This window comes from uncultured Shimia sp., from assembly GCF_947493595.1.
Taxonomy (GTDB): domain Bacteria; phylum Pseudomonadota; class Alphaproteobacteria; order Rhodobacterales; family Rhodobacteraceae; genus Shimia.
The window spans coordinates 14,624-27,922 of sequence record NZ_CANLRL010000011.1 but is presented as its reverse complement, the minus strand read 5'-3'; the positions used below and the strand labels follow the sequence as shown (position 1 = coordinate 27,922).

The window sequence follows — 13,299 nt, the reverse complement described above, 5'->3', positions numbered from 1 at the left end:
CGAGGTCCAATTCGTATGGTCGTCACACACCTCCGGTTTTTGACAGCGTGTCTCCGGCAGGTGTCCAATCGATTCTGCATTGCCGCGAAATAAGCAAACCTGAGGCACTGCAATTCCTTAACGGCCTTCGCGTATGCTTTTTTTTTGAGCTAAAATCACGGTGAGCGCGTAAAAAATAGACGATCGCTCTTGCGCAAGGCCGCAACGCTGCCAATTTGGATGGCGTTTTGCCCTCTAGACGTCAGAACCAAGAACAGTTCTACGCACCAAGAGGATTCGCCGATCACACGTCTGGCAGACATATCGCCCCTCCAAACGATGCACCCTCCGCGCGCGAAGGGCACGTTGCGCGTGGGCACAAAAATGGTTGGGAATCGTTCTGTTTTAGATGACCTTCACCAAGCCGGGTCGTTCAGATGTTTGTTCCCAAAATCCTGCAGGGCAGCGATGGATGTCGTCCTGTTGAACACTGCGGGCGGGATCACAGGCGGCGACCAATTCACTTTCTCGGGTCATTTGGCAAAGGACACCACGCTCACCTTGACGACCCAAGCTTGCGAACGGGCTTACAAGGCGCAACCCAATCAGACTGGTCAGATCCGCAACCGCCTTCGGGTCGAAGTGGGAGCACGGCTCAATTGGTTGCCTCAAGAAACCATTCTGTTCAACGGGAGTGCGTTGGACCGTCGCCTGAGCATTGATCTGGATCCAGGCGCATCTCTGCTCATGGTCGAGCCTTTGGTCTTTGGCCGCCCTGCAATGGGTGAAGTGCTGACCGATGTTCGGTTTCGCGACCGGATTGATATCCGGCGCGCGGGCACGCCGCTCTTTAAAGATGCGATGTCTTTGGCTGGAAATGTGCAGGCGCATCTGGATAGGCCATTTATCGGTAACGGCGCTGGGGCGATGGCTCTGGTGGTTTTGGTTGCAAAAGATGCGGAGCGGCACCTGGCCTCGCTGCGAGAGATGCTTTCGGAAACCGGCGGTGTGAGCCTGCTCCAACAGGATGTGTTGGTCCTGCGCCTGCTTGCGGAAGACGATTTCACCCTCAGAAAAACCCTGCTGCCGGTTCTGCGAGAGCTGCATGGTGGCGACCTTCCTCGATGCTGGATGATCTGACATGAATCTAACCCCAAGAGAAAAAGACAAACTGTTGATTGCCATGGCTGCCGAAGTGGCCCGCAAGCGCTTGGCACGGGGTGTTAAACTCAATCACCCAGAAGCCATCGCCTTGATTACCGACAGTGTAGTGGAAGGCGCGCGTGATGGCCGGTCAGTGGCCGATATGATGGAAGCGGGTGCACAGGTTGTCTCAGCCGACCAATGCATGGAGGGCATCCCGGAGATGATCCACGAAGTGCAGGTCGAAGCCACTTTCCCGGATGGCACCAAGCTTGTCACCGTTCACAAACCAATTCGTTAGAGGAGCTAGAGCCAATGAAACATATGGTACCGTTTTTGGGTGGGTTCTTAGCATCTCCAGCCATGGCCCATTCCGGAGCACATCCCCATAGTCATGGGGAGTACGCTTGGATCGCCGTGGTTCTGTCCGCAGTGATCGTGGGTGGGACGATGACTGCCGTGCGGAAACGGCGGCGCACATGATTCCCGGTGAAACATTTCCCGCCGAAGGCTCGCTCACGCTCAACGCCGGGCGCAGTGCGCGTATGGTGTTGGTGGCCAATACCGGCGATCGCCCCGTGCAGGTGGGCAGTCACTATCATTTTGCCGAAGCAAATCCAGCGCTGGAATTTGATCGTCATGTGGCCTTGGGCAGACGCTTGGACATTCCTGCGGGCACAGCCGTCCGCTTTGAACCCGGACAACGCCGGGAGGTGATGTTGGTGCCCTTTATGGGGCGGAGACACATCTATGGCTTTAATCAACACATCATGGGAGCGCTGAAAGATGCCGGGCAAGATAAGCCGGAGTGACTATGCTGCTATGTTCGGCCCCACTGTGGGCGACAAAGTGCGGCTGGCGGACACGGACCTCATAATTGAGGTTGAAAAAGATCTGATCGTGGAGCGCGCCACTGCGGCGCAATTCAGTGCAACGGGTTTGCGAGAGGATGTTTACGGAGAAGAGGTGAAGTTTGGTGGTGGCAAAGTCATTCGCGATGGGATGGGACAGTCGCAAGCCACACGCGCTGAAGGGGCCGTGGACACAGTTATCACCAATGCGCTGATCGTCGATCACTCTGGCATTTACAAAGCGGACGTCGGCCTAAAAGATGGCCGCATTCATAAGATTGGCAAAGCTGGAAACCCGGACACGCAGCCGGGGGTCGATGTCATCGTTGGGCCGGGCACCGAGATCATTGCGGGGGAAAACCGCATTCTGACTGCCGGTGGTTTTGACAGCCATATCCATTTCATCTGTCCTCAGCAGATCGAGGATGCGCTGCATTCCGGACTAACTACAATGTTGGGCGGCGGCACTGGGCCAGCGCATGGCACCTTGGCGACCACCTGTACCCCGGGTCCTTGGCATATCGGACGGATGTTACAGGCTGCGGATGCCTTCCCAATGAACCTCGCCTTTGCCGGCAAGGGCAACGCGTCCCTTCCGGCTGGCTTGGAGGAACAAATTCTTGGGGGCGCCTGCGCTTTGAAGTTACACGAGGACTGGGGGACAACGCCTGCCGCCATCGACTGCTGCCTCTCAGTGGCTGATGACTTGGACGTCCAGGTGATGATCCACACGGACACGCTCAATGAATCCGGTTTTGTTGAGAACACTGTGGCAGCCCTAAAAGGCCGCACAATCCATGCCTTTCACACCGAAGGTGCAGGTGGTGGTCACGCGCCGGATATCATCAAGATCTGTGGCGAAGAGCACGTCTTGCCGTCCTCAACCAATCCCACCCGCCCTTTTACAGTGAACACTCTGGAAGAGCATCTCGATATGCTGATGGTCTGTCACCACCTCGACAAGTCGATCCCGGAAGATGTCGCCTTTGCGGAAAGCCGGATACGCCGCGAAACCATCGCTGCTGAGGATATTCTGCACGACATGGGGGCGTTTTCGATTATCGCCTCGGACAGTCAAGCCATGGGCCGTGTCGGCGAAGTGTTGATCCGCACTTGGCAGACAGCCGATAAGATGAAGAAACAGCGCGGCAGACTGTCTGAGGAAACGGGAAACAACGACAATTACCGCGTGCGCCGCTACATTGCCAAATACACTATCAACCCCGCAATTGCGCATGGTATTGCCCATGAAATTGGCAGTATTGAAGTTGGCAAACGTGCAGATTTGGTGCTGTGGGATCCGGCCTTCTTTGGTGTAAAACCTGAGATGGTTTTACTTGGCGGTAGCATCGTTATGGCGCAGATGGGTGACCCCAACGCTTCGATCCCAACGCCGCAACCTGTCTACTCCCGTCCGATGTTTGGAGCTTATGGGCGCTCGGTTGAAAACTCCGCCGTCTGCTTTGTCAGCGAGGCCGCGCAAGACGCCGGAATTGGCGCGCGATTGGGCCTCGCCAAAGACACGGTCGCGGTAAAAAACACCCGTAACATTGGCAAATCCGATCTGCTTCTGAACACGGTAACTCCCGAGGTTGAAGTGGATCCTGAAACCTACGAGGTGCGTGCTGACGGCGAGCTTCTCACCTGCCAACCCGCCGAGGTTCTCCCCATGGCACAACGCTATTTCATGTTCTGAAGGTGCATCCAATGACCACGCTTCCCCCTAGCCGCCAAATTCGCAAACCCGGCCACTGGTCCGGTGCCTATGATTGTGTAACGCTCAACTACGATGACCGGTTCCTACGGCGCAAAATGTTGTCGACAGTGCGTGCCGAACAGTTCCTTGTTGATTTGGCGCATACAACGTCACTTGATCATGGGGACGCATTTGCCTTGGAAGACGGTCGCTTAATTGAGGTTGTTGCCGCCAAAGAAGACTTGCTGGAGGTCTCAGGTGACGACCTGCCGCGCCTTGCGTGGCATATCGGAAACCGCCATACGCCCTGCCAAATCGAGGAAGGTCGGCTGCTCATTCAGCGCGACCATGTTATCCGCGATATGCTGGACAAGATTGGCGCCACAGTACGTGAAGTAGTCGAGCCCTTCACGCCGGAAGGCGGGGCCTATGGGCACGGACGCACCCATGGCCACAGCCACTGATATCCTCACCCTCACGCAATGGTTTTCGCCTGCCTTTCCGGTAGGCGCTTTCACCTATTCACATGGTTTGGAATGGGCCATTGATGCCGGAGAGGTGGTCAACCCAGAGCAAGTTGTCATGTGGATTACCGATGTGTTGCAACATGGCGCGGGATGGAACGACAGTCTGTTCATCGGCGCAGCTTACAGCGTAAGCGCCGATGATTTGTGCGAAATCGACGCCCTTAACTGCGCGTTTGCTGCATCAGCAGAGCGACTGAAGGAAACTCGCCTTCAGGGCGCTGCGTTTTGTGATGTGGCGGGTGAGATTTGGGCCTTAGACTTAGAACGACTGACCTACCCGGTTGCCGTTGGCCGCGCCGCGCAGCTGAAAGGCTTACCGCTTGAACTCACCATCCAAGTCTACTTGCAAGCCTTCGTGTCCAATCTCGCGGCGGTCGCGATGCGCCTTGTGCCCCTTGGTCAAACAGACGGGCAGAAACTGATCCGCGCGTTGACCCCGTTGTGTTGCGCGATCGCGGAGAGCGCGACGACCGCCACTCTGGACGACTTGGCCAGTTCGAACTTCTTGACGGATATCGCAGCGATGAAACACGAAACTCAATACTCAAGGATTTTCCGCACATGACACAGATGAATGGTCCACTTCGCGTCGGTATCGGTGGCCCTGTTGGCGCCGGTAAAACGACGCTCACGGCAGCTCTGAGCGAAGCGTTGCGGGACACCCACTCAATAGGTGTTATCACCAATGACATTTACACGCAGGAAGATGCTGAGGCGTTGATGCGCATGCAGATTTTACCACAGGAGCGTATTATCGGGGTTGAGACCGGCGGGTGTCCTCACACCGCAATCCGCGAGGACGCGTCGATTAACCTTGCCGCCATCGCCGAGATGGTCGATCGGCATCCGGATGTCGAAGTTGTTTTGATTGAAAGCGGTGGCGACAACTTATCGGCCACTTTCAGTCCGGAGTTAGCAGATGTGACGCTCTATGTGATCGACGTTGCCGCAGGCGAAGAAATTCCCCGTAAAGGCGGGCCAGCCATCACCAAATCCGATATCCTGGTCATCAATAAAACCGACCTTTCTCCCTATGTGGGGGCGTCGCTGGAGGTCATGGACCGGGACGCAAAGAGGATGCGTGGCGAGCGGCCATTTGTCTTTGCCTCGCTGTGCAATCGTGAAGGCGTGGATGAGATTGTAGCCCTGCTTGCAAGTGTCGGTGGGCTGGCTACTTCAAGGCCAAGGTAGACACAATGGCAGTGTCTGATGTTCCGTTGGGTGCTATCTGCGTTTGCGACACAATGTCTAAGCTTGGTAAGGACTGAAATTGCCAGCGGGCGCTTGGCGAAGAAACCGACTGGCTGCCCCCTTGCAAGTTAACGGGCTTGGGCTGTCCGTTCGCTGAATGCGGTCACCTGCCTTAGATCGACAAGGGGCGAAAAGGTAGGAGCAAAGCGCTGCCTGAATGTCAGCTCCTTAGGCTTGGCTGTGAATTTCTCGTGAGCGCTGCGAATGCTCGCTTCTCTAATTGGGTGTCTGGGTCAAGCTCGTTTTCCTTCTTTTGAATGATCAAGGATCGCATATCCGGGTCACGCTTCTCTTCGCAGTCTGGTTTGGCGTTCGAAGTGCGCCGCTGCATGCATGTGTCGGAATGGAAGTGGAGAGCCCCGCTTTCCGGCGCGCTTCAAATTGCGCAGCAGACATTTTCGGCTTCATCCACGAACCTCGTCCGGATTGGACAATCCCGTCAGGTTAGTTGGTAGGCTACTTGTTCATGCCGTGCCTCCAACTTGTTCCTGACGGAATTCAGTGCCGTCGATCCACATACGATGAAGCAGAACGGCAAGTTTGCGGGCAACGGCGACAACTGCGCGTCGTCGACCTTTAGTACGCATCAGCCGCATGCCCCAAGATTTGATCTGTGACCCTGCCATCGTTCGCATCAACAAAGCATTAGCCGTTGCATATAATGTCGCCCGAACATCCCGGTCTCCAGCCTTCGATATTCGACCAGGATTATCGTGCTCCCCTGACTGAAAGCGCCTTGGTGTAAGACCAAAATGCGCAGCGACAGTACGAGAACGCCTGAACCGGCTCGGATCATCAACTGCCGCCTTTAAGGTGAGCGCCGCAATCGGGCCAACACCTGGTACGGTCATCATACGCATGCAAACGTCATCCTGAGTTGCCGCACGTTTCACACGCCGATCCAGTTCTAAGTCGTGTTGGAACAAGACCGCCCGCGCGTCGAGCAACGGAATGACCGCGTGCGCAAGGACATCGTCCATCTCGATCATGGGCCGCACCAGACCATCAAAGGATCCGTGTTTCCCTGTTCGGGGCACCCGCACACCAAAGATCTTCAGCAGCCCTCGTCCTTCGTTTGCCAGATCCATCGTCTTCTTGAGTAACGCTTTTCGCGTGTTCAAAAGCGCCCTCAACCCGTGGGCCTTCCGGCTCTTCATGTGAACAGGGCTGAACCAGCCTGTCCGTAAAATCTGGGCAATGCCTTTTGCATCTGTCTTGTCGGTTTTGTTCCGCATGGCAGACAACGCGGCGCTCACCTGACGCGCCTCCATACAGACGACATCGAACCCAGCTGATTGCAAACCAAAGAACAGATGTTGGCTCATTGCTCCGGCTTCAAAACCAACGCGCTCTATTGGTCGCTCAAAAGCGGTAAGACAGGCGGCGATGTCCTCGTTCGCATGGCAGCTCTCGCTCGAGCTAAACCTTGCCTTTGTTATCAATGATGCAAAGCGCACACGTTCGGAGCGACACATTTAATCCAACGTAAAATTCCATCTTCTGTCTCCCTTGTTCACGGTCATCCTGTGATCCTATCGGGAGCTCGACCAAAGCGCAGGGTCAGCCCAATTACGCATGCTTTCCGCCCTTTCTAACGGCTTCTGTTGTCGGCACCAACCGGTCATTCACAACACTGTAGTGCGCGGCGGCACAGCTTTTCCTAGACCAGACATTCGTGCGTCCTGCAGCATTTCAGCATGCCGAGTGGCTCCAATGCGAGACAATGCTGGCTTTTGCTACATCTGCTCCTACGGCTGATTTCAGCCCGAAGAAGACATTCGATTTCTGCAGGTCTGGGCGGTTTTCGGACATTCGCTGCATATAGCCCTGAGGTCTGCTAAGCGGGTCGAAACCGTTATTGATTTCAACTTGGACAATGGCAGCAATGCGCAGAAAGCGCGCTTTGCAAGCTCGGAAGCCTTTGTCACCCTTCAGATTGTGAACCGGCTCATCGCCGCCGTTCTCCCCAAGGCCATCGATCGGCAGACACTGCCTTAAAGCTAACGCCTTCGTTCATATTTTTGAGCGGGAAGTAGTTTTTTGTTTATTCTACGCGAGCGGTTGCGTTTTAGCCGGATGTTGTTGTCATGCTTTAGTGTTTCAAAAACTCGCTGCATGTCTTGCCCCATCAACACCAACCTTGCTTTGTGGGTGCGTTAGTTGAGTTTTCTAGTCTGCTTGAAGGGCGAATAGAAACGTCGGGGTGCAAGAAGCTGTTCTCGTCGCCAACGATGTGCGAACCACTCTATGGAAAATTATGTACCCCTTCCTCCAACGATTTAATGTCAATATCTGTGAACTTCGAGCAAGGCGCTTTCGGCAATAACAAGATTTGTTAAACGTTCGAATTTCCCTCTTTGCAGCGGACGACGGAACGTAATAACCTAGGCTTACATCAAGTCCAGGGAAACTTGATTTTGCTTGCGTTATCCAAGTGCGCTCCTTGGAGCGGGGGCGCGCGAAGAGGGTAACATGTCACAAGTCTCAATTTCAGATGCAATTGGTGACGCTGCTGAAAAGTTCTGCGGTCTTGGCGCATCCAGCATGATCTATGATTATGCACCAATGCTCCAAAATCACCGACCGACCGAAGTTGCATTGCCAGCATTGATTGAGGGGAGGGGATTGCCAGAGCAGATGATCCCCGACTGGTGCGGACTAAACCTGTTTCCTGACGATCCCGTTCAGGTCCACGCCATGCGCACATCCCGCCCATTTTGTTGGACCTACCATCCAGGTGAAAGCTCCCCAATCGCGCCTGCATTGAACAATAACATCGGGCACAGTGTGGCGAAGCGTCTGTTAGAATGGGGGTTGGGGCGAGGGATGACACTTCCGTTGCATTTGCCCAAACGTGGCTTTGCAACGGTGACAGCCTTTTTGACCGGGCCTGTTTCTCAGATGCCATCATTTGAGGCGTTGGCCGCTTTTACACTGGAGGCCCATATCCTGCAGGAACGGTTACTGCCGCAAATAGAGGCAGTGCGACCGCATATCCCGCATTTGACACCCCGCGAAGTTGAATGCCTGTATTGGACTTCTGAGGGGTATTCTTCCAAGCAGATCGCCCATCGCCTGAACCTCTCTGAATCTATGATTGTAAAGCACTTGCAATCGGCTTCACGTCGGCTGTCAGCACGCAACCGCACCCATGCGGTGGTACTTGCAGAGCGCTATGGCCTATTGGGTTGAACGACAGAAGCAGCACCTGCTCTGAGAAGAGAGACATCGCTGGTGTGGCTGACCAGGTGATAGCCGCGTTTTTGCAGGTCCAGCGGGCTCTCGCCAGGCAAGGCAGCGCCGCCCAGGCATTTTCCGGTTGCGAGAATGCGACGTTCTGCATTTGCGAGCGCTTGTTGGAGATTCGGGTGGTTCAGGTCCCCAAAGCGGCCAATGTCCGTGGTTAAATCCAACGGACCAAGAAACAGCATGTCAATTCCAGGCAGTTTTCCAATATCCTCAATGGCATCCAGTCCACTTTGGCATTCCAGCATAACCGACACCAACAGCCGCCTGTTTGCATTTTTTGCGTAATGGGGATCTTCGCCGTAATTGGCGGCACGTGATACAGTAAACTGCGCCCCGCGTCGTCCCAAGGGGGCATAGCGACAGGTTTCCACGATTTTGGCAGCTTGCGTGGTTGACCTCACATCCGCGATCACAACGCCATCAAAGCCTGCATCCAACATAGGCTTCAGAGCCGCCGGACTATCATCCTTGGTTCTAATCAAGACATGGGCGTCGCAAACGCTTCGAATTGCCCGAAGCTCTGCCAGAGCAGAGGCATGATCCGCGGCCGCATGCTCTCGATCAACAATCAGCACTGGGAAGCCGGCAATCCCCATTATCTCAGCAATGTCGGGATTACCGAGAAACAGAAACGCGCCGGATGTTTGCGCCCCTTGTAACAGTTGCTCTCGTAGTGACACTTGATCGGTCATGTCGCAGCCTTATTTTTTGGGCTTTGAGCATAGATCACGGGGGCCAGGCGTCAGGTTGTAAGATCTTACACCTACCCAGCAAGGTGAAACAGCGACAGGATGTTCCCTAGGTGCCCGCAATGGCACGAGGAGGACAAACGTGTTGGACAATATCCGGCAATCTGAAGGGCTTTGCCCGTTCGGGGAATTTGAAACTTGGTACCGTGTGACCGGTGATCTGGGGGCTGGCGCTGTGCCTTTGGTGATAGCGCATGGTGGGCCAGGCTGTACCCACGATTACGTCGACTCCTATAAAGCCATTGCGAGTACTGGCAGGGCAGTTGTGCACTATGATCAGCTTGGCAACGGCAAATCCACGCACCTTCCTGATGCTCCAGCTGATTTTTGGACTGTTGATCTCTTCCTAAGCGAGTTGGACAACCTGCTAGCCCATTTGGGAATAAAGTCTCGCTACGCGTTGCTCGGGCAAAGTTGGGGCGGAATGTTGAGCGCTGAGCACGCTGTACGTCAGCCCCCAGGTTTGCAAGCTCTGATAATCGCAAATTCTCCGAGTTCCTTTCCCCTGTGGGTGGAGGAAGCCAACCGGTTACGGCGCGAGATGCCAAACGATCTTCATGCACGTCTGTGTGAATTTGAGGCGTCCGAAGACTATGCGAACCCAGTCTACCAAGCAGCCACAGAAGAGTTCTATCGGCGTCACGTATGTCGGGTCTCACCTTGGCCTGAGGAGGTTGCACGTACCTTTGCCGCGATTGACGCGGATCCAACCGTCTACCACACGATGAACGGACCGACAGAGTTCCATGTTGTGGGCACATTGAAAGACTGGTCAATTAATGATCGCCTACATGCAGTGTCGGTGCCCACAATGGTCCTGACAGGACGGTTTGATGAGGCGACAGAACGAACGGCAGAGGCTTACGCCAATAATATACCTGATGCCGAGTGGCTCATACTTGGGAAGTCCAGCCATATGCCGCATATCGAGGAACATGCGCTGTGCATGGCGGTGACAAATGATTTTCTGAAACGAAAGCTGGGAGAATACTAATGCGTGTTGCAGCGATTCAGCTTTGTTCAACGACAGATATTCTGGAAAACAACTCGGCGATTGAGACTAAAGTACGTCAGGCCGCAAAAGAAGGTGCTCAGCTGGTTAGCTTGCCAGAAGCCGCCAATGTTTTGCACCCGGACCAATATCAATACCTAGAGCTTTGTTCAGCGGAGGCCGAAGATACCACTTTGGCACTTTGCAAAGACCTCGCTTCGGAACTTGGCATTTGGGTGCATACAGGATCTTTGCTTTTCTTGAGCAAGAAGGGCGACAAAATCCACAATCGCGCCCACATACTCGCACCAAATGGCCAGGCCGTTGCGGTTTATGACAAAATCCATCGGTTTGACGTGGCTTTAGGGGGGGCAGGAGACTTTTTGGAAAGCAACGTCGTTGCGGCCAGTACTACCGGACCCGTTGTTGCCAACCTTGGCGAGGTTTGCCTTGGGATGTCGATTTGCTACGACTTACGATTTCCAAAGCTTTTTCAGTCTCTTGCCCAAGCCGGGGCAAATGTGCTTTTGATACCGGCCTCCTTTTCTACGATTACCGGCCCGCTACACTGGGAGGCGCTGTTGACAGCCCGCGCAATTGAAACAGGGTGTTTTGTTATTGCGGCGGCGCAATGTGGTGAGCGGGATGGAATGGCGACGCATGGGCATTCCATGATCATTTCCCCAATGGGTGAAGTGCTTGCCCAGCTTCAGGACGCGCCGGGGACAATACTTTCCGATGTCGACCCAGATCTTGTCACGCAAACCAGAAAACGATTGCCTTGTTTGCAACAAGGCATGCCTGACTACACCGTATGACCGAACTTCTAGCTAACACAGGTGAACAATGCATTTTTGCGCTCGATCCAAATTGGCGCCGATTTTATTGCCAAAACCAACGCCAAACCTTTTGGGCAACCAAGACCGGGAAAAAAAATGACCTGCTCTCAGATCCTGAACACCCAATCAGGCCTAAAATGGAGACAGTTGCCGGACACGCACTGGTGGTACGGTCTGCGCCCGGCGCAGCGCGCCAATGCCCCTGTTTTGTTGCTGGTCCATGGTAGCGACCGGGACGTCGAGGGCATGGCTGCGCCGTTTCTCGAAGGCAACGACCTGAATGTTATCGCGCCACTGTTTCCCAAGGATGTCGAGCGTCAAGACACGGCGGATGACTACAAGTTTCTGTCCGAAAGCTCGACGGATTACGTTGCTTTGCTGGATGCCATCCGCGGCGATGCCCAGCGGTTTCTGAATGTGCCCAGTACGGACAGTTACCTGTTTGGCTTTTCTGGAGGAGCACAATTTGCGCATCGCTACGCGCTCTTTCGCGCCGAAACGCTCTGCGGTCTCATTGTCGGCGCTCCCGGGGCTGTGACGCTGCTGCGGCCAGACATTCAGTGGTGGCCCGGACTGGCGGGCGCCGAGCAGGCAACAGGGTATCCGCCACAGCTGGCCGCATTGAAGCGCCTGCAAATTTCAATTTTGGTTGGTAACGATGACTTGTCCCAAGGCCTCGTGGATCGCCCCGCTGGCAGCCGGTTTGGTTCGGCGCAGTCGGGCATGGCCGGGGCAACCCGGCTTGCACGCTGCCAGTCTCTTGCTGAAGATCTCGCTCAAAACGGGTGTGATGTTTCTTTCACCGTTCTCCCCGACGTAGGGCATCAGCTTGCCCCCTGCGCCAAGGCTGCCGCGTATGATTTGCGTGGATGGCTTAACAAAAAACAGGCAAGCCTTTCATCAATTCCCAACAGGAGTCACTAATGAAAACGTTTCTACTATCCAGTGCTGTTGCGCTTACCGCTGCTTCTTCGGCCGTCGCAGAAGGCTTTCCGGCTGGATACCCCGCAGACTACGGATCAATGGTCGAGGCTGCCAAAGAGCAGGGAGAGATTTTGATCTATACAAACCTCTCTGACAAAAACCTGGGACCCGTGGTTGAAGCCTTTAACGCCACTTATCCTGAGATTAAGATTTCGACGGTTGAGATGGGACCTTCTGAAGCCTTCTCTCGCTACGAAGCAGAAGTGGGAACCGGGATCAAAAGTGCTGATTTGATTATCGCCAATTCGATCCCTGATTGGGTTCGTGCCGCAGACGCTGGTCTGCTCAAGGATTACGCTTCCCCGGAGAAAGCCAATGTCCCCGCGTGGTCGGTGCCTAAGCCTGGCTTGTTTACCTTTTCATCAGATCCGATGGTCACAATCTACAATAAGCTGACGGTGCCGAACGAGCTGCAAGTGAACACCATGGGGGAATACTTCGACAACATCGTGGCGCACCCGGATGTGTTTGAAGGCAAAGTCGGAAGTTACGATGGCCGCTATGCCTTTGGCGGGTCCATCGGATACGCCTTTGCACGTCACCATGGCGATGCTGCATGGAACTGGTTTGAGACTGCCGGCCCGATGACACGCCCAGGTGGCGGCGCGGGAGGCATGATCGAACGTACGCTGACAGGGGAGCTGGCCTCATCCTTCTTTGTGTCTGGCCCCGTTGTGTTGAGCAAATTGGATAGCGGCATTGGCGAAGTAATTGGTTGGAACTTCCCGGCAGATGGAACACCGGTTTTCTTGCGCGGGATGGGGATCACAGCCAAAGCTGAACACGACGCTGCAGCAAAAGTGTTCCTCGACTTTGTACTGTCCGAAGAAGGCCAATACGCAGTTGCTGACGGAAAGCTGACGGCCTACCGCCCTGGTGTGAAACCTGAAAGCGAAACGTCCTATTCCTTGGACGAAGTTATCGAAGCCATTGGCGGTGAAGAGAACATGATCTTTATCGATTATGACGATGACATGGTCAAAAACTTCGAAGCCTTTAATGACCGTTGGGGTCAGGCATTCAATATGTAATCGCCACTG

At 54.6% G+C, this 13,299-nt stretch carries 14 protein-coding genes; 12 read left to right on the top strand and 2 right to left on the bottom strand.

The annotated features are described in order from the left end of the window. The first annotated feature begins 447 nt into the window (after positions 1–447). The 7 genes from Q0955_RS19415 to ureG all read left to right on the top strand — a co-directional run bounded on the left by Q0955_RS19415 (position 448) and on the right by ureG (position 5,387). On the top strand, positions 448–1,119 hold the full coding sequence (locus Q0955_RS19415; RefSeq protein WP_299428052.1) for an urease accessory protein UreD: 672 nt from the start codon (positions 448–450) through the stop codon (positions 1,117–1,119). 1 nt (position 1,120) lies between these two features. Next, positions 1,121–1,423 (top strand): urease subunit gamma, encoded by a 303-nt coding sequence (locus Q0955_RS19410; RefSeq protein ID WP_299428049.1) that lies wholly within the window; start codon positions 1,121–1,123, stop codon positions 1,421–1,423. Positions 1,424–1,601: 178 nt separating this feature from the next. Beyond that, positions 1,602–1,934, top strand: coding sequence for an urease subunit beta (locus tag Q0955_RS19405; RefSeq protein ID WP_299428188.1), 333 nt, complete (start codon positions 1,602–1,604; stop codon positions 1,932–1,934). Continuing rightward, the gene (gene ureC / locus Q0955_RS19400; protein ID WP_299428046.1) at positions 1,909–3,669 is read left to right on the top strand and encodes an urease subunit alpha; all 1,761 of its coding nucleotides are present in this window, start codon (positions 1,909–1,911) and stop codon (positions 3,667–3,669) included. Before Q0955_RS19405 ends, ureC begins: the two co-directional genes overlap by 26 nt. A gap of 11 nt (positions 3,670–3,680) precedes the next feature. Continuing rightward, on the top strand, positions 3,681–4,133 hold the full coding sequence (gene ureE / locus Q0955_RS19395) for an urease accessory protein UreE (RefSeq protein WP_299428043.1): 453 nt from the start codon (positions 3,681–3,683) through the stop codon (positions 4,131–4,133). Continuing rightward, a complete protein-coding gene (locus tag Q0955_RS19390) occupies positions 4,117–4,761 on the top strand; it encodes an urease accessory protein UreF (protein WP_299428041.1) in 645 nt (214 codons plus the stop codon). The genes ureE and Q0955_RS19390 overlap by 17 nt, the downstream gene beginning before the upstream one ends. Further along, positions 4,758–5,387: an urease accessory protein UreG gene (gene ureG / locus Q0955_RS19385; RefSeq protein ID WP_299428038.1), complete on the top strand. Its 630-nt coding sequence runs from the start codon at positions 4,758–4,760 to the stop codon at positions 5,385–5,387. Before Q0955_RS19390 ends, ureG begins: the two co-directional genes overlap by 4 nt. 524 nt (positions 5,388–5,911) lie before the next feature. On the opposite strand, the gene Q0955_RS19380 is transcribed toward ureG, so the two are convergent. Further along, positions 5,912–6,922 (bottom strand): IS110 family transposase, encoded by a 1,011-nt coding sequence (locus tag Q0955_RS19380; RefSeq protein ID WP_299428035.1) that lies wholly within the window; start codon positions 6,920–6,922, stop codon positions 5,912–5,914. Between the two features lie 997 nt (positions 6,923–7,919). Here Q0955_RS19380 and Q0955_RS19375 point away from each other — a divergent pair. Continuing rightward, entirely contained in the window at positions 7,920–8,639 is a 720-nt protein-coding gene (locus Q0955_RS19375) for a LuxR C-terminal-related transcriptional regulator (protein WP_299428032.1), read from the top strand. Here the strand turns inward: Q0955_RS19375 and Q0955_RS19370 are convergent. Continuing rightward, a complete protein-coding gene (locus tag Q0955_RS19370; protein WP_299428029.1) occupies positions 8,621–9,388 on the bottom strand; it encodes an aldolase/citrate lyase family protein in 768 nt (255 codons plus the stop codon). The two genes, Q0955_RS19375 and Q0955_RS19370, sit on opposite strands and share 19 nt — an antisense overlap. A 139-nt stretch (positions 9,389–9,527) precedes the next feature. Between Q0955_RS19370 and Q0955_RS19365 the strand changes: the two genes are divergently transcribed. The 4 genes from Q0955_RS19365 (at position 9,528) to Q0955_RS19350 (ending at position 13,290) form a co-directional block, all read left to right on the top strand. Continuing rightward, complete coding sequence (locus Q0955_RS19365) at positions 9,528–10,439, top strand: proline iminopeptidase-family hydrolase (protein ID WP_299428026.1); 912 nt, start codon at positions 9,528–9,530, stop codon at positions 10,437–10,439. Next, complete coding sequence (locus tag Q0955_RS19360) at positions 10,439–11,254, top strand: carbon-nitrogen hydrolase family protein (RefSeq protein ID WP_299428023.1); 816 nt, start codon at positions 10,439–10,441, stop codon at positions 11,252–11,254. The genes Q0955_RS19365 and Q0955_RS19360 overlap by 1 nt, the downstream gene beginning before the upstream one ends. Before the next feature lie 117 nt (positions 11,255–11,371). Continuing rightward, entirely contained in the window at positions 11,372–12,199 is an 828-nt protein-coding gene (locus Q0955_RS19355) for an alpha/beta hydrolase (RefSeq protein ID WP_299428020.1), read from the top strand. Further along, the gene (locus tag Q0955_RS19350) at positions 12,199–13,290 is read left to right on the top strand and encodes an ABC transporter substrate-binding protein (protein WP_299428017.1); all 1,092 of its coding nucleotides are present in this window, start codon (positions 12,199–12,201) and stop codon (positions 13,288–13,290) included. The genes Q0955_RS19355 and Q0955_RS19350 overlap by 1 nt, the downstream gene beginning before the upstream one ends. Positions 13,291–13,299: the final 9 nt, after the last annotated feature.

Bases quoted from the DNA above. Each gene is read 5' to 3' on its own strand.
- Q0955_RS19380 (WP_299428035.1), bottom strand. From the start codon at position 6,922: ATGTGTCGCTCCGAACGTGTGCGCTTTGCATCATTGATAACAAAGGCA.
- Q0955_RS19355 (WP_299428020.1), top strand. From the start codon at position 11,372: ATGACCTGCTCTCAGATCCTGAACACCCAATCAGGCCTAAAATGGAGA.
- Q0955_RS19410 (WP_299428049.1), top strand. From the start codon at position 1,121: ATGAATCTAACCCCAAGAGAAAAAGACAAACTGTTGATTGCCATGGCT.
- ureC (WP_299428046.1), top strand. From the start codon at position 1,909: ATGCCGGGCAAGATAAGCCGGAGTGACTATGCTGCTATGTTCGGCCCC.
- Q0955_RS19390 (WP_299428041.1), top strand. From the start codon at position 4,117: ATGGCCACAGCCACTGATATCCTCACCCTCACGCAATGGTTTTCGCCT.
- ureG (WP_299428038.1), top strand. From the start codon at position 4,758: ATGACACAGATGAATGGTCCACTTCGCGTCGGTATCGGTGGCCCTGTT.
- Q0955_RS19350 (WP_299428017.1), top strand. From the start codon at position 12,199: ATGAAAACGTTTCTACTATCCAGTGCTGTTGCGCTTACCGCTGCTTCT.
- Q0955_RS19370 (WP_299428029.1), bottom strand. From the start codon at position 9,388: ATGACCGATCAAGTGTCACTACGAGAGCAACTGTTACAAGGGGCGCAA.
- ureE (WP_299428043.1), top strand. From the start codon at position 3,681: ATGACCACGCTTCCCCCTAGCCGCCAAATTCGCAAACCCGGCCACTGG.
- Q0955_RS19375 (WP_299428032.1), top strand. From the start codon at position 7,920: ATGTCACAAGTCTCAATTTCAGATGCAATTGGTGACGCTGCTGAAAAG.
- Q0955_RS19360 (WP_299428023.1), top strand. From the start codon at position 10,439: ATGCGTGTTGCAGCGATTCAGCTTTGTTCAACGACAGATATTCTGGAA.
- Q0955_RS19405 (WP_299428188.1), top strand. From the start codon at position 1,602: ATGATTCCCGGTGAAACATTTCCCGCCGAAGGCTCGCTCACGCTCAAC.
- Q0955_RS19415 (WP_299428052.1), top strand. From the start codon at position 448: ATGGATGTCGTCCTGTTGAACACTGCGGGCGGGATCACAGGCGGCGAC.